General features: G+C 56.2%; 16 protein-coding genes. 5 read left to right on the top strand and 11 right to left on the bottom strand.

Going from position 1 to position 22,971, the window contains the following annotated elements:
- Positions 1-301 precede the first annotated feature (301 nt).
- The 5 genes from B088_RS00655 (at position 302) to B088_RS00635 (ending at position 7,150) form a co-directional block, all read left to right on the top strand.
- Positions 302-1,486: a MalY/PatB family protein gene (locus B088_RS00655; protein WP_018106476.1), complete on the top strand. Its 1,185-nt coding sequence runs from the start codon at positions 302-304 to the stop codon at positions 1,484-1,486.
- Positions 1,487-1,663: 177 nt separating this feature from the next.
- Positions 1,664-3,493: an SLC13 family permease gene (locus B088_RS00650; protein WP_018106475.1), complete on the top strand. Its 1,830-nt coding sequence runs from the start codon at positions 1,664-1,666 to the stop codon at positions 3,491-3,493.
- A gap of 85 nt (positions 3,494-3,578) precedes the next feature.
- Positions 3,579-4,058, top strand: coding sequence for a cytidine deaminase (locus B088_RS00645; protein ID WP_018106474.1), 480 nt, complete (start codon positions 3,579-3,581; stop codon positions 4,056-4,058).
- 6 nt (positions 4,059-4,064) lie between these two features.
- Entirely contained in the window at positions 4,065-5,888 is a 1,824-nt protein-coding gene (dnaX, locus tag B088_RS00640) for a DNA polymerase III subunit gamma/tau (RefSeq protein WP_018106473.1), read from the top strand.
- Between the two features lie 47 nt (positions 5,889-5,935).
- Entirely contained in the window at positions 5,936-7,150 is a 1,215-nt protein-coding gene (locus B088_RS00635) for a C1 family peptidase (RefSeq protein ID WP_025081558.1), read from the top strand.
- A 485-nt stretch (positions 7,151-7,635) separates the two neighbouring features.
- On the opposite strand, the gene B088_RS00630 is transcribed toward B088_RS00635, so the two are convergent.
- From B088_RS00630 to rlmD, 11 genes are all read right to left on the bottom strand, one after another.
- Complete coding sequence (locus B088_RS00630) at positions 7,636-10,743, bottom strand: efflux RND transporter permease subunit (protein WP_018106471.1); 3,108 nt, start codon at positions 10,741-10,743, stop codon at positions 7,636-7,638.
- 3 nt (positions 10,744-10,746) lie between these two features.
- On the bottom strand, positions 10,747-11,820 hold the full coding sequence (locus tag B088_RS00625) for an efflux RND transporter periplasmic adaptor subunit (RefSeq protein WP_018106470.1): 1,074 nt from the start codon (positions 11,818-11,820) through the stop codon (positions 10,747-10,749).
- Positions 11,821-11,848: 28 nt separating this feature from the next.
- The gene (locus tag B088_RS00620; protein WP_018106469.1) at positions 11,849-13,228 is read right to left on the bottom strand and encodes a TolC family protein; all 1,380 of its coding nucleotides are present in this window, start codon (positions 13,226-13,228) and stop codon (positions 11,849-11,851) included.
- Positions 13,212-13,826 carry a TetR/AcrR family transcriptional regulator gene (locus B088_RS00615; protein ID WP_018106468.1) on the bottom strand — a complete coding sequence of 205 codons (615 nt, stop codon included), beginning with the start codon at positions 13,824-13,826 and terminating at the stop codon, positions 13,212-13,214. Before B088_RS00615 ends, B088_RS00620 begins: the two co-directional genes overlap by 17 nt.
- 258 nt (positions 13,827-14,084) lie before the next feature.
- Positions 14,085-15,179, bottom strand: coding sequence for a glycine cleavage system aminomethyltransferase GcvT (gene gcvT / locus B088_RS00610; protein WP_018106467.1), 1,095 nt, complete (start codon positions 15,177-15,179; stop codon positions 14,085-14,087).
- 44 nt (positions 15,180-15,223) lie between these two features.
- The gene (gene pepT, locus B088_RS00605) at positions 15,224-16,450 is read right to left on the bottom strand and encodes a peptidase T (RefSeq protein WP_018106466.1); all 1,227 of its coding nucleotides are present in this window, start codon (positions 16,448-16,450) and stop codon (positions 15,224-15,226) included.
- The gene (gene glmM, locus B088_RS00600; RefSeq protein ID WP_018106465.1) at positions 16,437-17,840 is read right to left on the bottom strand and encodes a phosphoglucosamine mutase; all 1,404 of its coding nucleotides are present in this window, start codon (positions 17,838-17,840) and stop codon (positions 16,437-16,439) included. The genes pepT and glmM overlap by 14 nt, the downstream gene beginning before the upstream one ends.
- Before the next feature lie 17 nt (positions 17,841-17,857).
- On the bottom strand, positions 17,858-18,472 hold the full coding sequence (locus B088_RS00595; RefSeq protein WP_026170404.1) for a DUF4827 family protein: 615 nt from the start codon (positions 18,470-18,472) through the stop codon (positions 17,858-17,860).
- A 472-nt stretch (positions 18,473-18,944) separates the two neighbouring features.
- The gene (gene ftsH, locus B088_RS00590) at positions 18,945-21,080 is read right to left on the bottom strand and encodes an ATP-dependent zinc metalloprotease FtsH (RefSeq protein ID WP_018106463.1); all 2,136 of its coding nucleotides are present in this window, start codon (positions 21,078-21,080) and stop codon (positions 18,945-18,947) included.
- A gap of 44 nt (positions 21,081-21,124) precedes the next feature.
- Positions 21,125-21,502 carry a ribosome silencing factor gene (gene rsfS / locus B088_RS00585; RefSeq protein ID WP_018106462.1) on the bottom strand — a complete coding sequence of 126 codons (378 nt, stop codon included), beginning with the start codon at positions 21,500-21,502 and terminating at the stop codon, positions 21,125-21,127.
- 33 nt (positions 21,503-21,535) lie between these two features.
- The gene (gene rlmD, locus B088_RS00580) at positions 21,536-22,963 is read right to left on the bottom strand and encodes a 23S rRNA (uracil(1939)-C(5))-methyltransferase RlmD (RefSeq protein WP_038973781.1); all 1,428 of its coding nucleotides are present in this window, start codon (positions 22,961-22,963) and stop codon (positions 21,536-21,538) included.
- Positions 22,964-22,971: the final 8 nt, after the last annotated feature.

The following is a 22,971-nucleotide window of genomic DNA, read 5'->3' as shown; positions in this document are numbered from 1 at the left end:
GCGGTAGGTGGCAGAGTTGCTGTTGTAGAGCCGCTTCCTGGAGGGGATTTTTATTACCGGTATTAGTCGCGACTATTACCGCTATTAGAGATCACTAATATCGGTATTAGTGATGACTCTTATCGGTAAGAGGATTTGCCCGCTTTTTCTCTCGGGATTGTGGACACGATAGGGCGGCGATAAGTGGCGAGTGACAGGATGGCGTGGAACCCTTTGTTAAGAGGGGGTGTTAGAAAAAGCAGAACAATTTGTACCTTTGAGACGAACTTAAACGATTTACACAACACTTTAATCTTGCGTTATGGCAAAGTACGACTTTGACAAGGTCATCGACCGACATGGGACCAGCTGTATGAAGTATGACGGCTACGGTCACTTTGAGAGCGAGTATGAGGATATCCTTCCTCTCTGGATCGCTGATATGGACTTCGCTACGCCCTCCTTTGTGGGCGATGCAGTCCGGGAGCGTCTTGAGCACCCTGTGCTGGGGTATACCTTCCCGCCGGACCGCTACTTCGAGGCTATCCAGAGCTGGTTTGAGAAGCGGTATGGCTTCCGTCCCGCCAAGGAGGAGATCTCATACACACCCGGTGTGGTCTCCGGGTACTACAAGCTGATCCAGTGCTTCTCGCACGAGGGTGACGGGATCACGATCCTTCCACCGGTCTACTACCCCTTTGCCAACGTCATCCGCGGGAGCAACCGTAAGCTGGTGGAGGCGCCTCTGCTGGTACGTGACGAGCGCTTCTATATCGACTGGGATCGATTGGATGAGGCTCTCTCTCAGTCCAAGATGCTGCTCTTCTGTCACCCACACAATCCCGGTGGGCGTGTGTGGAGCGATGAGGAGCTAAAGCGTGTGGCTCATATGGCACATGAGCATGGTGTGCTCATCATGAGTGATGAGATCCATGCGGACCTGAGCTACAGAGGCGTGCAGCATCACCCCTTCCCCTCGATCTCCGACGAGGCTCGCGAGATCACGATGTCGCTGATGGCTCCGTCCAAGGTCTTCAATATGCCAGGAGTGATCGGCTCACACTACTATATCCCCAATAAGGAGCTGCGGGAGAAGGCCTTTGCTTACATGCTCCAGTGTGGTCTCGAGGCAGCCTCCTGCTGGACCTATGATGCCATCGCATCTGCCTACGAGCAGGGTGACGAGTGGTCGCGTGCCTGCATGGACTACATTGCCGAGAATGTAGACTTTGTACAGGACTACCTCAAGCGGGAGATGCCGGGCGTAAAGATGATCCGCCCCGAGGCTTCGTTCCTGATCTTCCTCGACTTCACCGATGCAGGATTTAAGGATCCGGACGAGCTGGTCGACTTCCTGATCCGGAAGTGTGGGGTCTTTATGAATGACGGACGGATGTTTGGCACCGGTGGGGACTACTTTATGCGTCTCAATGTCGGCGAGCCACGCTCGATCATCGAGGAGGCTATGAAGCGTATGGCGAAGGGACTTCGTGAGCGGAAGGGCTGACTAAGTACCTCACTGTCCACAGACTAAGACTGAGGATCGATCGGCATTGCGATGTCGGTCGATCCTCTCTCTGTCTGCTGTGCACCAGTATAATATAGATGGGGGTAGGGGCCTTCCATTTTCAGTATCTTTGTGGAAAACCAAGAATAATCACCACCGTACAGAAATTGATTTGCGATGGTCCAAGTACTAATCATTCTCATAGTCACGGCGGGTCTGCTGGTGTGGGGGCGGATCCGGTCGGATGTGGTGGCGCTCTGCTCCATGGTGGCATTGGTACTGACAGGAGTCATCACTCCCGAGGAGGGGCTGGCGGGATTCTCTAACTCGGTCGTCATCATGATCGCCGGGCTCTTCATCGTCGGTGGTGCCATCACGCAGACCGGTCTCGCCAGACTGATTAGCAACAAGGTGCTCTCGCTGGCAGGGGAGAGCGAGCTGAGGCTCTTCTACCTCGTCATCCTCGTGACGATCATAGTGGGACTCTTCGTCAGCAACACCGGCACCGTCGCCATACTGATGCCGATCGTGGTGACGATAGCGGCGCAGTCGGGCGTGGATGCACGACGGTTGCTGATGCCGATGGCCTTTGCCTGCAGTATCTCAGGGATGATGACGCTGATCGGTACGCCGCCTACGCTTATCGTACACAACTCACTCATAGAGTCGGGTCACGAGGGACTGCAATTCTTTACCACCCTTCCGGTCGGTCTGGTGATCCTCCTGATCTGCGGGGCACTGCTCTGGCCGCTCTCCAAACTGCTCGCTAGCGGTAAGGAGGCAGCCGTGGACACGAAGCGGATGCGTAAGAGTCCCGAGCAACTCAGTAGTCAGTACAACCTGCTCGAGGATCTCTACCGTCTGCGGATCGAGGAGGGGAGCTTCCTGAGGAAGAAGACGCTGGCGGAGCTCGACCTGACGGGGCGCTTCCACTGTAGCGTGATCGGGGTGAAAGGTGTCCATCTCGGAGCTCGAGCCACTGTGCCGACCGCAGAGACGATGCTGCACCGCGGCTTTGTGCTCCACGTGAGCGGTGCCTATGAGGATGTGCAGCGGCTGGCGGAGGAGGCTTGTCTCACCTTCCTTGATGACGAACAGGAGGGACAGAGGACCTTCTCGGGACGGCTCTCCTTCAGCGAGTACGGTCTTGCTGAGGTGGTCGTGAAGCACGGCTCCCGCTTGGTCGGCAGGCGGATCAGCGATACCGACTTGCGTCAGACTTATGGGATCAGTGTCGTCGGTCTTCAGCGCAATCGCTCCTACATTACCCACAGGCTCTCCCGTGCCACGCTCCAGGAGGGGGATATGCTCCTCTTGCAGGGCACCTGGGAGGACATAGAGCGACTGGGAGCTCAGGAGACCGACTTGATCCTCCTAGGAGAGCCGGCGACGGAAGCCTCTAAGGCCATCATCAGCGAGCGGGGTCCGGTGGCGGCTGTGATCATCTTCCTGATGATACTGGCGATGATATTTAATTGGCTCCCTCCCGTGATGGCGGTCCTGGTGGCTGATATACTGCTGATCCTGACTCGTTGCTTCCGCAGCGTCAAGGATGCCATCGGGACGATTAGCTGGGAGAGCGTCGTCCTCTTTGCTGCCATGATACCTCTGGCGACGGCGATGGACAATACCGGTCTCTCTTCCATGATCTCAGGAGGTATCGTGAGTGGGCTCGGGACTTATGGCCCCTATGCGGTGCTGGCGGGGATCATGCTCGGTACGCAGCTGCTGACGATGTTTATCAGCAATACTGCGTCGGCGGTACTCTTTGCGCCTATTGCTCTACAAGCAGCCTCTGCCCTTGGGGTGAGTCCGGTCCCCTTTATGATCGGCGTCTCTGTGGCCGCGAGCATGTGCTTTATGAGCCCCTTCTCCACACCGCCCAATGCGATGGTGATGAGCGTCGGGAAGTACAGCTTTATAGACTACGTGCGGGTTGGTCTACCCCTCCAGGTGATCGTCATCGCAGCTATGGTCTGGCTCCTGCCGCTCTTCTACCCCCTATAAATTCTGTAGGGAAAAATAGAAGGAGCTTAAAATCGGGGGATTTTTCGTATCTTTATCGCTACGAGTACTAAGCTAAAGTGAATTTATGTCAGAGCGTAGAGATATAGAGATACCTGTCAGGGAGTTACCGATCGACCGGCTCTCACCGGAGGATCAGGAGCTGGTGGCTAAGGCTAAGGAGATTGTCTCCGATGCTTACGCGCCTTACTCACACTTCCACGTCGCTGCCGCCCTCCGTCTGGAGAGCGGACGGGTCGTCTTGGGGACCAATCAGGAGAACGCCTCCTACCCCCTTGGACTATGTGCCGAGCGGACCGCCCTCTTCCAGTCGGGTGCCCTCTATCCCGATGATCCCGTCACTTCGCTAGTGATCGTGGGAGCAAAGGAGGATGGTACGATCATCAAGACCTGCGCTCCCTGCGGAGGCTGTAGGCAGGTAATGTTGGAGATGGCGGATCGTCATCATCACCCCTTCCCCGTGATCCTTGCAGGTCTTGAGTCGGCACTTGTGGTCGAAGACTGCCGCGACCTGTTGCCGATCAACTTTGATGCCTCCTCTCTGTAATCGACGATGAGTGACTTTGTCGTATCGGCGCTAAAGTATCGCCCCTCCACCTTCAGAGACGTGGTGGGGCAGGAGGCGCTGACCACCACGCTCCTCAATGCGATCAAGGAGGATAAGCTCAGCCATGCCTACCTCTTCTGTGGTCCCAGAGGTGTGGGCAAGACCTCGTGTGCCCGCATATTTGCTAAGACCATCAACTGTGAGCATCGCACACCGGAGGGCGAGGCGTGTAATGAGTGCAGCGAGTGTATTGCTGCTAATGAGCAGCGGTCGTACAATATCTTTGAGCTCGATGCGGCGTCCAATAACTCCGTCGACGACATCCGAAACCTCATCGATCAGGTCTACATCGCCCCTACAACGGGGAAGTATCGGGTCTACATCATCGATGAGGTGCATATGCTCTCCTCCAGTGCATTCAATGCTTTCCTGAAGACACTCGAGGAACCGCCGGCACATGCCATCTTTATCCTCGCCACCACAGAGAAGCAGAAGGTCCTCCCCACCATCATCTCACGCTGTCAGGTCTACGACTTCCGTCGGATCACCTCCGATGATATTGCCCGACACCTGGAGTATGTGGCTCAGGATAAGGGGGTCAAGGCGGACAAGGAGGCACTCCAGCTGATTGCGCTCAGCGCAGATGGTGGAATGCGTGATGCGCTGAGTATGTTTGACCAGATAGCCGGCTTTGGCAACGGCTCGGTCACGGTCGAGGGGGTGCGGAAAAACCTAAGCCTCCTCGATGAGGACGGCTACTTCTCACTCCTTGACTACATCACCCGAGGCAACCACAATAAGGTGCTCCAGTTGGTGGACAACTTCCTCCGTCGGGGCTACGATACAGATGTGGTGATGAGGGGGTTCTCCAACTTCCTCCGCAATCTCCTCGTGGCTCGGACTAAGGATACCATTGCCCTCGTCGAGGCTCCGGAGTCGATCAAGGAGCGACTAAGCAAGGTGAGTACTGCCCTAAAGCCGGGACTGATCTGGAATTACCTGAAGATCTCCACCGCCTTTGGCTCCAAGTACAAGAGCAGCAGCGAGCGAAGGCTCGCCCTCGAGGTGGCTCTCCTCAAGATGTGCGAGCTCTCACCGACGAGCGAGCTTAAGTCTCCCGCTGAGATAGCTGAGAGTACCGCACCGCCTAAGCAGGCTCAAGCCGCTCCCACACCGGCACAGAGTCAGACGACCATACCGCAGCCGCAGCAGGCATCGCCGCCGCAGCCAGCACCACAACAGAGCGCTCGGCAACCGCAGTGGGGTGCTCCGCAACAGCAACAGCCACAGCAGCCAGCGACACAGCAGGCAGCGACACAGCAGGTGCCACCTTACCACCAGCCGAGCGGGACTGCACCTCAGCAGAGTGCACAGAGCCGCTATGGCTTCTCACTTTCTACAGGACGGCGAACCGCTGATCAGGGACAGCAGACGGTAGCCCCATCTGCTAATCGGCCCAAGAGAAACAATCCCTTTACTGAGGAGCAACTCAAGGGAGCGTGGACAACTTACCGCCATCAGCCCGGCGTGGATCGTCTGATCGCCGGTGCGATGAAGGATCATCCACCGGGCTTCAAGCCCCCCTACTCACTGGAGATGAAGGTCTACAGCGAGACGGAGAAGGCGGAGATGGAGAAGGTCTCGGATCAGCTGCTTCAGTACCTCAGAGACAGTCTCAGCAATGACTTCCTGACGATCTCCTTCCCCGTGGTCAATGACCCGAGGGAGCTGGGTCCCACGACTCCGACCGAGAAGTATGACTACTTCGTCAAAAAGAATAAGTGGGTCGAGCGACTGGCAGAGGATCTCGACCTGAAGCCCTATAGTTAAGGATATCAATCAACCATTTTTTATAAACCACTAATTTCATCCACAGCATGAAAAGAACTCTTTCTTATCTACTGATGAGTCTTGCAGCCGCAGGCACCTTCACCCTTACGGCTGCAGCACAGACGTCCACTGACAAGTCTGATGAGTATGTCTTCACGACCGTAAAGGCATGCGAGATCACCCCGGTACAGGATCAGGCATCCACCGGTACCTGCTGGTCCTTCAGCACTCACTCCTTTCTCGAGGCTGAGTCTATCCGCCAGGGCGGTCCTAAGCTGGTCACCGCACCGATGTACACCGCCTCTATGTCCTACAAGGATAAGGCGCGTGACTATGTGCGCTACCAAGGCAACCAAAACTTTGCCGAGGGCGGAAGTTTCTACGACGTCATCTATGCCGTGCAGCACTACGGCATCATCCCGATGTCTGAGATGCAGGGACTCAACTACGGCACCAAGCGCCACAACCACCAGGAGCTCTACGCCATCACCAAGGGCTTCCTTGACGGTCTGCTGAAGAATATGGATCGCCGTGGGACCCTCTCTCCCGTCTGGACGAAGGCTTACGACGGTATCATCGACACCTATCTCGGAGAGGCTCCCAAGACCTTTACAGTAGATGGTAAGACCTATACCCCGGAGAGCCTCCGCAAGGCCATGAAGATTGATGCGAATAACTACGTATCCCTCACCTCTTACATGAGCCAGCCGCTCTACGAGCCCTATATCATCCCGATCCCCGACAACTGGCGTCACAGCGCCAGCTACAACGTCACCCTCGATGAGCTGATGGAGACGATTGACAATGCGATCAACAACGGCTTCACCATCGCCTGGGGTACGGACGTGAGCGAGCCCGGATTTACCCGCGATGGTCTCGGCATCCTTGCCGACCTGGACCTGCCGGAGAATGCAGGCTCCGACCAGGAGCGCTGGGTAGGTGCCTCTGACAACCAGCGTCACCGCATGGTGATGGAGCGCATCTCCAAGCCCGGTATCAAGGAGATCGAGGTGACCCCCGAGTATCGCCAGCAGGGCTTCGACACCCTCGAGCTGACCGACGACCACGGCATGCTGATCTACGGTATCGCCAAGGATCAGAATGGTAAGAAATTCTACATGGTCAAGAACTCCTGGGGCGAGAGTGGCAAGTACAAGGGCATCTGGTACGTTACCCCTGCCTTTGTAGCCGGTAAGACGATGAATATCGCCATCCACAAGGATGCTCTCCCCAAGGCCCTTCGCGCTAAGCTCGGCCTCTGATAGCCTCACCTAACTAGGAGGTATCCTAATAGTGGGCGGTGCAGAAACATCTCTGCACCGCCCACTGCATTTAGATAAATGGTCCATTGGACCAGCAGAGTCATGAGTGGTTCTATCTTTTGACATTGTACATGTATGGCGTATATTGTAAGTTGTTGGTTTTCTGTTTGGTATGAATGATCAAAGTCTTGGATCGGTATGCTGTCCCGATCATGAGGTTATGCCCTCGGACTAATATCGGTAAGAGTCAAAACTAATACCGGTAATAGTGAGTACTAATACCGATATTAGTGAAGACTAATACCGGTAATAGAAAAGTGGTCTCCCTCTCTGACCAATTGCATTCTGTATCGGCGGGGGCTGCAGTAGGAAGTATGAGCTCAGATATTGATTATGACGCTGTGTATAGAGTGGAATGGTTCTTATGTAGTAGTGGGCGGTTCAGATTTGTCTGCACCGCCCACTATGTTTAGATAAAGAGGGGGCTACTCAGCCAGCAGGGCATCGATGTCCACTCGCTGTTTTGTGGTCGATCTCTGTCGGGCGTGGAAAGCCTTGTATAGCGCCGGCACAACGATCAGCGTCAGCAGGGTAGAGAGAGCCATACCTCCGATGATCACCCATGCCATACCGGTCCGGAGCTCAGCACCGGAGCCATGCGAGAGGGCAACGGGGAGCATACCGATGATGGTCGAGAGGGCGGTCATCAGGATCGGGCGTGTACGGAGCTTGACCGCCTGTATCAGCGCCTCGTCCACCGGCAGCCCCTCGGCTAGAGCTTCGTTGGCGAAGTCCACCAGCAGGATCGCATTCTTGGCGACAAGACCTACCAGCATCACCATACCGAGCATGGCATAGATGCTCATGGCCGTGTTGGAGAGGGCGAGGGCGAGCAGGGCACCTACGACTGAGAGCGGGATGGCGATCATAACGACAAGCGGGTCGGTCCAGTTGTTGTAGAGCAGCGTCAGCGCGAGGTAGATAAAGAGGAGCGAGAGCAGGATTGCCGTCATAAGGACGCTCATCGAGTCGGACATCTTCTTCATATCACCGGCGGTCTGTATCTGCACGCCACCGGGCAAGTCCTCACCATCGAGCCGGGACATGAATTCCTTGGCAATTGCGCCGGCAGGCACACCGTAGGCCTGAGCGCGCAGCGTGACGGAGCTATTGCGATTGTACCTCTCCAGTCGGCTGGGACCGATACCGAGGCTGACATCGGCAAATTGCGAGAGCCGGATGAGATCGCCCTGACCATTGACGACCATAAGTCCTGCGACATCCTCGATGGATCGGCGAGAGACCTTATCGGCACGGATGTTTATCGCATACTCATAGTCCCCCTCTGTATACCTGAGCTGGTCATTACCCTGGAAGCTCGTCTGCATCATCATGCCTACATTGTCGAGGGTGAGCCAAAGATTGGACATCTTGTCTCGGTCGACTCGCACTGTGACCTCCGGCGTGGCATTCTCAACGGAGAGCCACGGCTGTATCACGCCCGGTATCGTGCTCAGCGCTGAGAGCGCCTTGTCGGCATAGAGAGCCACCGAGTCCTTGTCAGTGCCGGAGATCACATACTCCACGGATGCCTTGGAGACGGTACCGGTCATACTAACATTGCAGACCCTCACACGCGCATCTACGAGGTAGTCCGAGAGCGGCTTCCGGATCTTAGCGACATAAGTCTCGGTGCCGCCGGGGACCTTCTTGAGCTTGACATTCATCTCAGCGAGATAGGGCGTCCCCTTGCTACTCTGACCATTATCGCTGGTGAGACCGACCATGGTCACCACCTTCTCCACCTCAGGTCGCTGCATGAGCCAGTCCTCAGCCTTGCGCACCAGCTTATTGGACTCCTCCATGGATATGTCCTTGGGCATCTCCAGCTGGATGATGCACTCGTGCCGATCCATGTAGGGCTGAAATTCAAAGTTGATAAAACCAAGTGGGAAAAGTGCCATCACACCGCCCATCAGGACGATGACGATGAGCGCCAGGGCCAAGCGGTGACTCATTCCCCAGCGGGTCACCGACGAGATCCGCTCGGCAAAGCGACTGATACCACTCTCAAATCCGCTGAGCATTCGTCCGATGAAGCTGTCGGTGCGCAGTGGCTGCACATTCCCCAGCCGGGAGGTGAGCAGCGGCACAAGGGTCAGTGCGGCAAGGAGGCTGAAGAGTATCGCTATCACGATCACGGCACAGAACTGCCGCAGGATGTCCGAGACGAGGGAGTTGGTGAAGATGATAGGCAGGAAGACGACCACCAATACCATGGTGACCGAGATGACGGTGATGCCGATCTCATTCATGGCATCCCAGGTGGCGCGGACTCGATTTTTCCCCATCTCCATATGGCGATATACATTCTCGATGACCACGATTGCATCGTCCACCAAGACGCCGATCACCAGCGACAGCGCCAAGAGGGACATCATATTGAGCGTGAAACCAAAGAGCCTCATCCCGATGAAGGAGGCGATCAGGGACAACGGCACCACGACCATCACGATCAGGGCGTTGCGGATATTGTGGAGGAAGAGCAGGATCACTAATGACACCAGGAGGATGGCAAGCAAGAGATCCATAAGTACGGAGCTGATCGCATTGCGGGTAAAGGTGGTGGTATCTTGAGCCACCTCTATCCTCAGGCCATCAGCGGCGTAGCGCTCCTCGAGCGTCCGGATCTGCCCTGCCACCGCCTTGCTCACGTCGAGGGCGTTGGCGTCTGACTGCTTGAGGATATTGAGGAGGATCGCCTCCTGACCATTGACGCGCCCCATCTTGACCGGATCCTTGACCCCATCGACCACCTCAGCGATATCCTCGAGACGGATGGCGGTGCCGTTGACATTGCGGAGAATCAGCCTACGGAGCTGGTCTATGGCGGTGATCTTACCGGAGAGGCGGACCGCCATCTGCGACTCATCGCTCCTGAGATAGCCGGTGGGGAAGTCGAGGTTGGAGGCACGTATGGCACCCTGCACCATGACCGGTGTGATGCCGAGATCCTGCATCTTGGCCTTGTCGAGATTGATCTGGATCTCCCGCTCTACGCCGCCGACCAGCCCCACATTGGCAATCCCCTTGATGTGCGACAGCTGGGGGACGACACGCTTGTCGATGAGGTCAAAAAGGTCCGTCGACCCGATGTCAGCCGTAGCAGACAGGATCAGGATAGGCTTCTCATCGACCGATACCTTAGAGATCGTCGGAGAGATGATGTCCCGAGGGAGCTCCGCACGCCTGGCTGAGAGCCGATTTTGCGCATCAGTCATCGCCTTGTCGATATCGGTCCCGAAGTCGAATGAGACCATGATCATCGACATACCCTCAAAGGAGTAGGACTGCATTTGGTCGATGCCTTCCATACTGGAGAGGACCTCCTCCGCTTTCTTCGTCAGAGAGTTCTCCACCTCTGTCGGCGAGGCCCCGGGGTAGATGATCTGTACGTTGAGCAGCGGCGGCGTAAACTTCGGCATCAGCTCTGCACTCAAGCTCCTGAAGCTCAAGAAGCCCAGCACGGTCAGCAGGATAAAGAGGACCGTGACAAATATCGGGCGCTCTATAGATGTCTTTACGATTTTCATACTTTACTCCGCTTGTCTGTCATTAACCGCTTTGACGGGCAGTCCGTCAGACACATTGATCAGACCGGATACGATGATGCAGTCGCCGCTCTTGAGTCCATCAATGACCTCGATCTGATCACCGATGAGACCACCGACCGTAATGGCTTGCTCTCTCGCGATACCCTCCTCGACGAGGTAGACATAAGCGTCCTTGACACTGCCGATAATTGCTCTGCGAGGGATCAGGATCCCGTGCGTCTCCTCGCTGCTGCCAAAGGAGACAGAGACATACATCCCCGGTCGCAATCCATCCACACTCTCCTTATCCAGCATCACCTCTACGGGGAAGGCAAGGGCATGATTCGCCTTATTACCCACCATGGAGATCTCACCCGAGATGATCCTGTCGGGATAGACTTCACTTGTGATAGAGACAGTCTGACCCTTAGAGAGCTGCATCCGCTGGCGCTCAGTCACAAAGCAGGTAGCCCTAAGCTGCGAGTCATCGACGATATCAAAGAGCTTGGTGCCGGGATTGACATAGCTGCCGACCTCCACATACCGCTTGTAGATCTCGCCGGAGATGGGAGCCTGTATGGAAGCGTCTGCCAGGCGACGACGGCTAGAGACATAGCGCCCCTCAGCGGCTACCATTTGGGTATTCATCGCACTGAGCTGTTGGTCGGTGACACCGCCTTGGCTATGTGCCTGACTATATCGCTCATAGTCTCGCTTCGCCGCCTCATAGGCGACACGAGCAGACTCGGCATCGGCTCTTAGCGTCTCCACATCGAGCTGGACGAGGAGCTTGCCCTTAGTGACACGATCTCCCTCGTCCGCATAGATCGATATTACTCGCCCACCGATGCCGGAGACGACAGGTAGATCGTGTGCTCCTGCCACGAGTCCATTGGAGACAAAGGAGGCGGTATAATTGCTCTCGCTGATTGTCTCCGTGCGGACGGCAACAGCGGACTGCCCCTCCATGAGACTCTCTGTCTTAGCATCGGTCGCCTTCTTATTCAGGACCAAGACCAGTACGATGAGCCCAATAGCCAAGACGATAGTTAGTGGGAGATAGATTTTTCGTTTCATGACTAAGTATAATGCTGAATTGTGACTATTATTCCATAAGGTCTCGTATCTCGCCTTTGCTCTTCTTCAGGTCTATGAAGGCCTTCATGTAATCTCCGAGAGCGCTGGCGTACGACATCTGTGCCTGCACGAGAGACTGGCTTGCATTGAGGACATCGGAGAGTGAGGCGACGCCGAGGTTGTAATTCTTCTGCGCCAGGTCAAAGACCTGCTCGGCGAGTGCCTGATTGTCCTCCTGTAGGGAAATGGTCCTCTGAGTGTCTTTGAGCTTAAGCGAAGCATTGAGGTGAGTCATGCGTAGCGACTGATCGAGTGCGTGCAGATCCTCCTGCGCCTTGAGCAGGTCGAGGTGACTCTCTCGCACCTTGGCAAGTCGAGTGAAACCGCTGAAGATCGGCATCCTCAGGCTCAGACCGATCATGGCGGTCGGGTAGCCGTAGTTGGTCGACCCGCCGAAGAGCTGATCGCTCATCTGATTGTACTGAAGGTTGAGAGCCAGGGAGAGCGTCGGGAGGTACTCGTACTTCTTCGATCGCTCCTGCAGCTTTGCCATCCTCTCCCTCTGCTCCAGCTGCTTGTAGACAACATGCCTAACGGGCTCAAAGGCGGGGGCGGCCACCACTGCGATCTCCTGCTGAGCCATAAGGCTGAGGTCCAATGGCGGAATCGCTATCGGCTCTGTCACCTCAAATCCCATCTGCAGCTTGAGCAGATTCTTCTGCACTTCGACTCCGCTCTCTATCGCTGACTGCTGGGTCTTGAGGTTGGTGAGATTGACCCTCAGTCGATCCACATCCACCTTCTTGACCAAGCCACTGGCGTAATTGACCTCCATCATCCGGAGCATCTGCTCCACCAGATCCACACTCCGTAGCATCTGTGACGCAGCGTACTGCGTGACCTGTACCCCATAGTAGAGGGTGGCGGTCTGAGCGATCACATCCTCCTCTGTCGAGAGGACGCCCAGCTCTGCCATCTGCCGGGAGACCTTGGCAATGTCGAGGGTATTGAAGAGCGACATATTGAGCAGCTGCTGATTAAGCGCCAAGCCCGCATTCGCACTGTACTTTGTCCCCATCTCGATGGTCATGTACTCGGAGGCGTTGGGATCGCGCATCTTCTCGGGGAGGAAGTTATTCATGAAGTTAGGCATGATAAACTTTGCCTTCTTCAGATTGTCATTCAGACCGGCAGATCCATTGATCTGCGGCATGAGAGCTCCGAGCACCTCCTGGCGGGCTCGCTCGGCTTTCTCACGATCGTAAGCGGACTTTTTGACATTGCTGTTGTGCTCTACAGCGTACTCGAGGCATTGCTGTAGCGTGTAGCTCTCTTGAGCGTGACCTGTGGCAGTGAGCAGGATCAGGCAGAGTGCGAGCATCACCGAGCGACTATTGGATGATATCATGGTACGTGGTGTATAAGAGTTGATTTCCTTCCTCGGAGACGATGGCGCGCAGGTGGTACCCCAGTATGGTGGTAAAGTAGCTCCCTGAGGGGAGTAGCTTATTACGCACCACGGCATTGATGTAGAAACCAAAGACAGAGTATGAGAGATACTCGCACATGAAGGGGATGTCCAGATCAGCTCTGTAAAGCCCGTTCTCCACTCCATGTAATAGATTAGCCTGCATCTTGTCACCAAAGAAATTGGACCCGATCGCATGCTCCAGCATCGCCTGATTGGGGTTGCTCCGCATCAGATCGGAGAAGAATACGGGATTGAGCGTCTCGAAGAGTTCGTCCAGCTGCTCGAAGCAACGGATCAGGCACTCAATGGCTGAGTGCTCCCTATCGTCCAGCAGGGAGATGGCGCTCTGGAAGTCTGCTGAGATGGCATGGACACATTCCTTGAGCAGCCCCTCCTTGGAGGAGAAGTTGTTGTAGAGCGTCTTCTTCGTGACGCCCATCCTGGCTGCCATCTCATCCAGCGAGAGGAGGAATCCCTCCTGCTTGAGGATGTCAATGGCCTTGCTCACATACTTGTCTTTTCGGCTTTGCCCCATAGTTATATCGGTTTATTGGTTCCTATTCACGGACAAATGTACACTTTTTCTACTTTAAAAGTGTAATCTATATATATCTGGGGCTTTTTTCTCTCCAATAGACCTATTATTCGGGGCTCAGAAGGGTAGAGTCCTTTACCGGAATTAGTTTGGAGCCACTTTGACCTGCGGTTTGAGGCTCTGTGAGGGTACAAAAGGACCAGGTCCGGAAGGGAATGTCTCCTCCGGACCTGGTCAGATAAATAGTTGTATAGTCGCTTACTTGCGGAAGGGGAGCTTGATTACCTCTGCCTCTACTTCCTTGCCACGGATCTCAATGGCGACCTTGGTCTCAGGCTTCTTGTAGTCGGTGAGGACGTAGCCGAGGGCGATGCCCTTCTTGAGCGCAGGAGACATGGTGCCTGAGGTGAGGTGACCGATCTCCTTGCCATTGCCGTCGGTCACCTTGTAGCCCTCTCGGGGTACGCCGCGACCCTTCAGCTCGATGCCGACGAGACGGTACTCGGTGCCGTTAGCCTTAGCATCCTCGAGGATCTTGCGGCCGGGGAGGTTCTCCTTGCCCTCGATCAGCTTCGTTGTCCAGCCGAGACCGGCGGCGTAGGGGTTGGTGGTGTCGTCGATGTCGTTGCCGTAGAGGCAGAATCCCATCTCCAGACGGAGGGTGTCACGAGCTCCGAGGCCGACCGGCTTGATGTCAAACTCCTTACCGGCCTCGAAGAGCTGATTCCAGAAGTTCTCCGGATCCTTGATGTCCTGGATGTAGAGCTCGTAACCGCCGGCACCGGTGTAGCCGGTATTGGATACCAGCACCTCCTCGCCGTGGAACTTTCCTCTGTGGAAACTGTAGTAGGGGATTGAGTCAACGTCGATGTCGACCAGCTTCTGGATCGTCTCCTTGGCCTTGGGACCCTGGACGGCGAGGATGCTCATCCGCTCTGAGCGATTCTCCAGCTCTACACCGTCGATCTTGTGGTCGGAGATCCACTTGAAGTCCTTCTCGATATTGGCGGCATTGGCGACCAGCATGTAGTAGTCACCGAAGCAGTAAGCGATGAAGTCATCGACGATACCTCCCTCGTCATTGGGGTAGTAATTGTACTGCGCCTTGCCGTCGGTGAGCTTGGAGATGTCGTTGGAGCAGACATTCTGCAGAAACTCCTCTGCCTTGGGACCGCTGACGAAGAGGGCACCCATGTGGGAGACGTCGAAGACGCCTACGCTCTCGAGGACTGCCATATGCTCAGCTACGATGCCGTCGGGATACTGGATCGGCATATCGTAGCCGGCAAAGTTGGTCATCTTGGCTCCGAGCTTGACATGGATGTCATGGAAGGGGGTTTTCTTTAGTTCCATAGATTGATAGTTTGTATTGAGTTTTGTGTAAAAAGGTTGTCTAGTTATCTCACTTCGGTGGTGACGATCTCGAGCAGGGTCTCTGCCGCCATCACGAGCGAGGGTATCGGGAGATACTCGTAGATGCCGTGGAAATTGAGTCCTCCGGCAAATAGATTGGGACAGGGAAGTCCCCTGTGGCTGAGTGTGGCGCCGTCGGTGCCGCCTCTGATGGGCGACGTGATCGGCTCTATACCGAGCCGCTTCATCGCCTCGGCGGCGTGATCGACGATCTCCATCCGATAGAGCAGGCGCTCCAGCATATTGCGGTACTGGTCGCGGACGGTGACGGTGATGCGCTCCTCGCCGTAGCGAGAGTTGATCGCTGCCGCCGTGCGGACTAGTGTGTCCTTGCGCTCCTCGAGTGCTTCGCTGTCGAAGTCCCTGAGGATGTACTCCAGCTCTGCCTCCTCTACGGTGCCGGTCATGGAGATAAGATGGTAGAATCCCTCTCGCCCCTCAGTCGTGGAGGGTCGCTGGTCGGGTAGGGCGCTGTCGAAGTCCATGGCGAGACGCATGGCGTTGATCATTTTGCCCTTGGCATCGCCGGGGTGGACGTTGAGTCCATGACAGTGTATGGTGGCTGAGGCGGCGTTGAAGTTCTCGTACTGTAGCTCTCCGACAGCGCCGCCATCCACGGTATAGGCAAAGTTGGCACCGAAGCCCTCCACGTCGAAGAGAAAAGCCCCTCTGCCGATCTCCTCATCGGGGGTAAAGCCGATCCGGATCTCCCCATGAGGGATCTCAGGATGGGTGGTGAGGTAGTGCGCCAGCTCCATAATGGCTGCGACGCCGGCCTTATCGTCCGCACCGAGAAGCGTGGTGCCGTCGGTGACGATCAGCTCCTGTCCTACGTACTGTGCCAGCTCAGGGAACTTCTGTGGGGAGAGAGTGATGTCCTTCTCCTCATTAAGTACGATCTCTCCGCCCTCGTAGTGGACGATACGTGGCTTGACGTCCCTTCCGGAAGCATCAGGCGAGGTGTCCAGGTGGGCTATCAGGCCGATCACCGGCTGATCCTTCATCCCCACGACCGGGATGGTAGCCGTGACGTAGCAGTGATCGTCCACCGCTGCTGCGAGCCCCATACCTTGCAGCTCGAAGCAGAGGAGATGCGCCAGATCCCACTCCTTATCCGAGGAGGGAGTCTCCTCGCTCATGGGGTCAGACGTAGTCTCGAGGGAGACGTAGCGGAGGAAACGCTTGACGATGCTCTCCTTACTTATACGCATCGAGATTGGTCTCGTGGGGAGCAAAGCGTGAGATGATCTCCTCGGCTATCGCATCAGCCTCTGCTTCCGTAGGAGCCTCAGCGTAGATCCTCATGATCGGCTCGGTGTTGCTCTTGCGGAGATGTACCCATCGGTCGGCGAAGTCTATCTTCACCCCGTCGATGGTTGTGATCTGCTGATCCTTGTAGGCTCTCTTGATATCGTCAAAGATCCGCTCCACATCGAGACCGGTGAGATCCTGACGCTTCTTCACCATAGCATACTGCGGGAGGAGCGCCTTGATCTGGGTCGGCTTGAGGAAGCGCTTTGCCATCATGGTGAGGAAGAGCGCAATGCCTACGAGCGCATCCCTACCATAGTGAGCCTTAGGGTAGATCACACCGCCATTGCCCTCACCACCGATCAGCGCACCCACCTCCTTCATCTTCGTCACCACGTTCACCTCGCCGACAGCGGCAGGGGTATAGGTGCCGCCGTGAGAGATGGTGACATCACGTAGGGCTCGGGTGGAGCTGAGATTGGAGACGGTATCGCTGCCGGGGTAGAGGCTCAGCAGATAGTCCGCGATGCTGACGAGGGTGTACTCCTCGCCGAATGGAGTGCCGTCCTCACAGAAGATCGCCAGGCGATCCACGTCGGGATCGACAGAGAACCCGACATCGGCTTTTTTCTCCTTTACTAATTGCCCCAGCTCGACAAGGTTTTGCGGCAGGGGTTCAGGATTGTGCGCAAAGTCTCCTGTTGGTTCGCCATGGAGTAGGTAAGCACTCTTGACGCCCAGCGCATCGAAGAGGCGGGGAAGGGCAATGCCTCCGACAGAATTGATCGTGTCGGCGCAGACGGTCAGTCCGGCCTCTCGGATCGCAGCCGCATCCACCTCGGGCAGACTCAGCACCATCTGTACATGAGCATCGGTGTAGTCCTTGTGCTCCACATGTCCCAGGTGATCCACTTCGGCGAAGGTGAAGTCCTCCGCATCCGCCATCCGATAGACCTCTCGTCCCTCAGCATCGGAGAGGAAGGTGCCCTCGTGATTGAGCAGCTTCAGGGCATTCCAGTGCTTGGGGTTGTGGCTGGCAGTGATGATGATACCGGCGTCGGCTCCCTCCTCGGTAACGGCAAACTCTGTCGTCGGAGTGGTGGCAAGACCAATATTCACCACGTCGAAGCCGACAGCCTGTAGCGTCCCGATCACGATCCGCTGGATCATATCGCCGGACATGCGGGCGTCGCGACCGACGACGATCTTATTGGACTGTACGGGAGAGTTTTTCCGTGCCTGGGTAGCAAAGGCTGCGGTGAAGTTGACGATGTTGATCGGATTGAGACCCTCGGAGGCGCTTCCCCCGATGGTACCTCGGATCCCTGAAATAGACTTGATAAGGCTCATGGCATCAATATTTTCGGTTATTTCTTGTATTCAAAGCGGACATCCTTGAAGTAGAGCGCATAGCCGTCCTTCGAAAAGGCTATCGGACCGTGGCGGAAGGAGGTGATCACCTGCACCCTGGAGGGTACGCCGGCAAGACGCACAGCCTCGAGGAGCGCCTCACACTGGAGATTGTTATTGGCACTCTCCTGTGCGTCCTGATTGGGGTCGATGACTACATCCTCCCCCTTGGCGGTGTATACGAAGGTGAGGGCTCCGGTGCCGCCGCTGTAGGGACCGCCGTTGCTCATCCTCTTGATCGACTCCTTGGAGATGCGCGGACCGATGCCCTCGATCTCCATACGAGCAGAGATGATCCGCTGACTGCCGGTCACCGCTGTTCCCTTCTCCACCACGCGTATGAATAGTCCCTCCTTGATCTCGACAAATGTCCCCTCCGGGGTGATAAGGTCGGCAGGGAGCTCCTTGATGATCCTGATACCGAGGGAGTCGGTGAAGTGCTTCACCTCCTTCTCCTCCTGCTTGATCATGTCGACGTAAGACATGCGCTTCTTGTCGCATCCGCCGACTAACAGCAGACTGGTGAGTAGGAGCAGGACTGTCAGATGAGTGGGTCTGAGTAGATGTCTCATATAGGGAATAAAAAGTGTCTAAGAGTGTAACTCTAAAAGGTCAGCAGTGAGGCAAATCGCAACCTTCACCACTATACCATACAAATGTAGCAAAAACCCGTGGACTAATGTCGGTATTAGTGCGATCTAATACCGGTAATAGTCGAAACTAATATCGGGTTTAGTGAAAACTATTACCGGTAAAAGATTTCACTTGTATCACTATGCTGATAACCAGTCTGTTGTAAGAGGTTTCTCGGAGTGCATTTTCTGTGGTCAAATGGTCGATCGGTAAGGCATTAGCTAGAAGGGCGTTAGGGTGTCTTCGACTGCTTCCTCGACTGGCAGCCTCTCAGGGTAGGAGTGATTGCTCAGTGTCGACGGATCAAGGGGCGTAACCGTAAGAGTACAAAAAATCGCGGCTCCCCCGTCCCAAGTCGGACGAGAGAGCCGCGATCTCTTACGCTAATACGCTCTTACGACACAGTGTCGGTCAGTCTCCGCAGGAGTCTGCTCCCAGTATGCCGGAGTCGTGGACCTGCTCACTGCAGGAGTCCTCCTCCTCTGTCTTAGTGGAGGATGGAGGGGGTGGGGGAGTGGTCTTGCCCTCTGATGGAGTGGCATCCGACTTGTCCGTCGGGTCAGGAGTCTCGGTCTCGTGAGGGGTCTCCTCCTTGACCTCGCCCCCTTGCTCCTCTGCATCGCGGAGCAGCTCGTCGGCTCGGGAGCTCCAGGGGCGCTTGCCGAGGATCTTCTCCACATCCTCAGTGTAGATCACCTCGCGCTGGAAGAGCAGGTCGGCCATCTCGTGGTGTCCCTCCTCATTCTCACGCAGGATCTTCTTGGCACGCTCGTACTGCTCGGCGATGATGCTTCGGATCTCCTGGTCGATCAGTCGGGCGGTCTCATCGCTGTAGGGCTTGGTGAAGTTGTACTCTCCCTGATTATCCTCATAGTTGATGTTGGGGATCTTATCGCTCATCCCATAATTGACCACCATCGCCTGTGCCATGCGGGTCACCTTCTCGAGGTCGTTAGAGGCACCGGTGGATATGTGTCCTATGAAGAGCTCCTCAGCGGCACGACCACCAAGGGTCGCACACATCTCGTCCTCGATCGCCTCCTTAGGAACGATCTGCCGCTCCTCCGGCATGTACCAGGCGGCTCCGAGTGCGCGCCCTCTCGGTACGATGGTTACCTTGACGAGCGGATTGGCATAGCGGAGACGCCAGCTGATGGTGGCGTGACCCGCCTCATGGATGCAGATCATCTTCTTCTCCGACTTGGTGATGATGGCGCTCTTCTTCTCCAGACCACCAACGACGCGGTCGACGGCATTGGAGAAGTCGACTGCCTCCACGGCATTCTTGGACTCACGGGCGGCGATGAGTGCCGCCTCATTGCAGACGTTGGCAATGTCTGCGCCGGAGAATCCCGGCGTCTGGCGGGCCATCTTGTCCGGATCCACGTCGGGTGCCAACTTGAGCCCCTTCATGTGGACAAGGAAGATCTCCTTTCGCTCATTGAGGTCGGGCAGGTCGATGTAGATCTGTCGGTCAAAGCGGCCGGCACGCATCAGTGCCTTATCGAGGATGTCAGCACGGTTGGTAGCCGCCATGACGATGACTCCGCTATTGGTGTCGAAGCCGTCCATCTCAGTCAGCAGCTGATTGAGGGTATTCTCCCGCTCGTCGTTGCCTCCGAAGCCGGCATTCTTTCCCCTCGCGCGACCGATCGCATCGATCTCGTCGATGAAGATGATGCAGGGACTTTTCTCCTTTGCCGTGCTGAAGAGATCACGCACGCGACTGGCTCCCACGCCGACAAACATCTCGACGAAGTCTGAGCCGCTGAGGGAGAAGAATGGCACGCCAGCCTCGCCGGCAACAGCCTTGGCGAGGAGTGTCTTACCGGTGCCGGGAGGTCCTACGAGGAGCACGCCCTTAGGGATCTTACCGCCGAGGTGGGTGTAGCGCTTCGGCTCCTTGAGGAAGTGGACCACCTCCATCACCTCCTGTTTGGCACCATAGAGACCGGCAACGTTGTCAAAGGTGGTCTTCACCTTTGTCTCCGGATCAAAGAGCTGAGCCTTGGACTTGCCGACATTCATCACGCCGCCGCGACCGCCCATACCGGAGAAGCCTCTCATCATCCAGATCCAGAAGAAGATCAGAAGGAGGAAGGGTAAGGTCTGCAGGAGGATGGTCCAGAAGCTGATGCTCTGATTGACGTACGAGATCTCAGTGGAGATCGGCTTGTCGGAGCTCTTGATCTTCTGGTATATGTCATTAAAGGCTGTCGCCCCCGGCATCTCTGAGGTGACCTGCGTGGCACCGAGGAGGCGCGGGCGGGTCTCCTTGACTTGCTCGGCCGGTATGATACCGAGGTCGACGAGACGCCCCTCCTTGCCCTGGCGGAGGGTGGCATCCACCTTCCCCTTAGAGGAGTAGACGGTGATGGACTCAAAGGCATCGTCCTCCATCAAGGTCTGGAAGTCAGACCACTTGACCGAGCGAGCGCTGCTATTGTCGCCGAAGAAGTAGAGCCCCAGGATCACCATCATGATGATCATGAAGATCCAGCCGATATTGATATTTGGCTTGCGCTTCGGGTTGCCTCTCTGAGGCATGGCTTTATTAGGCATGAGTATGGATCAGTTCGCTGTAATACATCTCAGACTTCGTCCTCGAGTCGGGTCAGATCTGCATCCTCCCACATCTGCTCGAGATGGTAGAAGGTGCGGAGCTCCGGCGTGAAGATATGGACCATCGCATCGACGTAGTCCATGGCAATCCACTCACCGCTTCCCTTGTGGACGCGGATGGGACGCTCTCCTGCCTGCTCCTTCACCGTCTCCAGGACCGAGTCCTCCAGAGCACTGATGCCTGTGGGGCTGTTACTCTCAGCGATGATCATATAGTCGGTGGGTCGATCATGCAGGCGGTGCAGGTCGAGGATGGTGATGGCGTGTCCCTTCTTGGCCCTGAGGCCCTCTACGATACTGTGGACAAGTGTTTCCGTGCGCTCGGGTGAGGTGGTTGAAGTTGTCAAAAGTGACGATGTATTATGAATAATTAGTGTGACTTACTTGCGGACGAGGAGAACAACGTTCTCGACATGGTGCGTCTGCGGAAACATATCCACCGGCTGCGTCACGGCGACGGAGTACTCCTCCTGAAGAGTCTGCAAATCTCGTGCCTGACTGGCGGGATTGCAGCTGACATAGACGATGCGATCGGGGCGAGCATGCAGAATCGTCTGCAGCACATCGGGATGCATGCCGGCTCGAGGCGGATCGGCGATGATCACATCGGGTCGCCCGTGTGACGTGACAAAGTCATCTGTCAGGATATCCTTCATATCACCGGCGTAGAAGTCCAGATTCGTCAAGCCATTGAAGTCCGCATTGATCCTTGCATCCCGGATAGCCTCCTCGACGTACTCGATGCCGATCACGTGCGCTGCCTGACGGGAGACAAAGGAGGCGATGGTGCCGGTGCCGGTGTAGAGGTCGTAGACCATCTCCTTGCCGGTAAGCCCTGCCAGCTCGCGAACCACGGAGTAGAGGCGGTAGGCTTGGCGGCTATTGGTCTGGAAGAAGGACTTTGGTCCCACCTTGAAATGCAGCCCCTCCATCTCCTCGACGATATAGTCTCTGCCGGCGAAGGTCTTCACCTCGAGTCCGTCGAGGGTGTCATTCCCCTTTGTATTGATCACAAAGAGAAGCGAAGTGATCTCCGGAAAAGCCTCGCTCAGTGCAGTGAGTAGTGTGGTGCGGCGCTCCTCGTCCTCCTCACCGAAGGCAAGGACCAGCATCACCTCGCCTGTAGAGGAGATCCGTAGCATCATCGTCCGCATCAGCCCCACTTGCTGACGTAGGTCGAAGAAGCTGTACCCCTCGTGCGTCAGGCAGTAGTGGCGGATGAAGTTTCGGATCCTATTATTCAGATCATCCATGAGGTAGCACTCGCGGATGTCCAAGACCTTGTCGAAGCGTCCCGGGATGTGGAAGCCCACTCCTCGTCGCTCATCGACCGCCTCCCCCTCCAGTCTGTCGCGCTCCTCCTCGGTGATCCAGCGGGATGAGGAGAAGGTGAACTCAAGCTTGTTCCGATACCCTAGCTCCCTCTCGCAGCCCAGTATCGGGCGTCGCTCGCCGATCGTCACCTTGCCGATCCGGGTCAGCTGGTCATAGACCTGCTGCTCCTTTGCCTCCAGCTGCATCTCGTAGGGCACATGCTGCCACTTGCAGCCACCGCAGAGGCCGAAGTGCGGACATATCGGCTCTCGCCGCCGGTCTGACGGGGTGATCAAGCGGTCGATCAGCCCCTCTGCATGGGAGTGCTTGCTCCTCGTGATGAGCAGGTCGGCCACATCTCCCGGTGCGCTGTATGGCACAAAGACCACACGTCCGTCCTCTAAGTGTCCGATGCACTTCCCCTCAGCCGCCATCTTCTCGATGGTGACGCCGGGGGCGATCACTCTCTTTTTCTCTCTTCTCTTAGCTTTCACAAATGGGT

The organism is Porphyromonas bennonis DSM 23058 = JCM 16335 (assembly GCF_000375645.1).
Taxonomy (GTDB): domain Bacteria; phylum Bacteroidota; class Bacteroidia; order Bacteroidales; family Porphyromonadaceae; genus Porphyromonas_A; species Porphyromonas_A bennonis.
Note: the sequence above shows the minus strand (reverse complement) of the source record. Positions and strands in the feature narration are given on the sequence as shown.

Coding starts and splice junctions, on each gene's coding strand:
- B088_RS00655 (WP_018106476.1), top strand. CDS start 302: ATGGCAAAGTACGACTTTGACAAGGTCATCGACCGACATGGGACCAGC.
- B088_RS00650 (WP_018106475.1), top strand. CDS start 1,664: ATGGTCCAAGTACTAATCATTCTCATAGTCACGGCGGGTCTGCTGGTG.
- B088_RS00645 (WP_018106474.1), top strand. CDS start 3,579: ATGTCAGAGCGTAGAGATATAGAGATACCTGTCAGGGAGTTACCGATC.
- dnaX (WP_018106473.1), top strand. CDS start 4,065: ATGAGTGACTTTGTCGTATCGGCGCTAAAGTATCGCCCCTCCACCTTC.
- B088_RS00635 (WP_025081558.1), top strand. CDS start 5,936: ATGAAAAGAACTCTTTCTTATCTACTGATGAGTCTTGCAGCCGCAGGC.
- B088_RS00630 (WP_018106471.1), bottom strand. CDS start 10,743: ATGAAAATCGTAAAGACATCTATAGAGCGCCCGATATTTGTCACGGTC.
- B088_RS00625 (WP_018106470.1), bottom strand. CDS start 11,820: ATGAAACGAAAAATCTATCTCCCACTAACTATCGTCTTGGCTATTGGG.
- B088_RS00620 (WP_018106469.1), bottom strand. CDS start 13,228: ATGATATCATCCAATAGTCGCTCGGTGATGCTCGCACTCTGCCTGATC.
- B088_RS00615 (WP_018106468.1), bottom strand. CDS start 13,826: ATGGGGCAAAGCCGAAAAGACAAGTATGTGAGCAAGGCCATTGACATC.
- gcvT (WP_018106467.1), bottom strand. CDS start 15,179: ATGGAACTAAAGAAAACCCCCTTCCATGACATCCATGTCAAGCTCGGA.
- pepT (WP_018106466.1), bottom strand. CDS start 16,450: ATGCGTATAAGTAAGGAGAGCATCGTCAAGCGTTTCCTCCGCTACGTC.
- glmM (WP_018106465.1), bottom strand. CDS start 17,840: ATGAGCCTTATCAAGTCTATTTCAGGGATCCGAGGTACCATCGGGGGA.
- B088_RS00595 (WP_026170404.1), bottom strand. CDS start 18,472: ATGAGACATCTACTCAGACCCACTCATCTGACAGTCCTGCTCCTACTC.
- ftsH (WP_018106463.1), bottom strand. CDS start 21,080: ATGCCTCAGAGAGGCAACCCGAAGCGCAAGCCAAATATCAATATCGGC.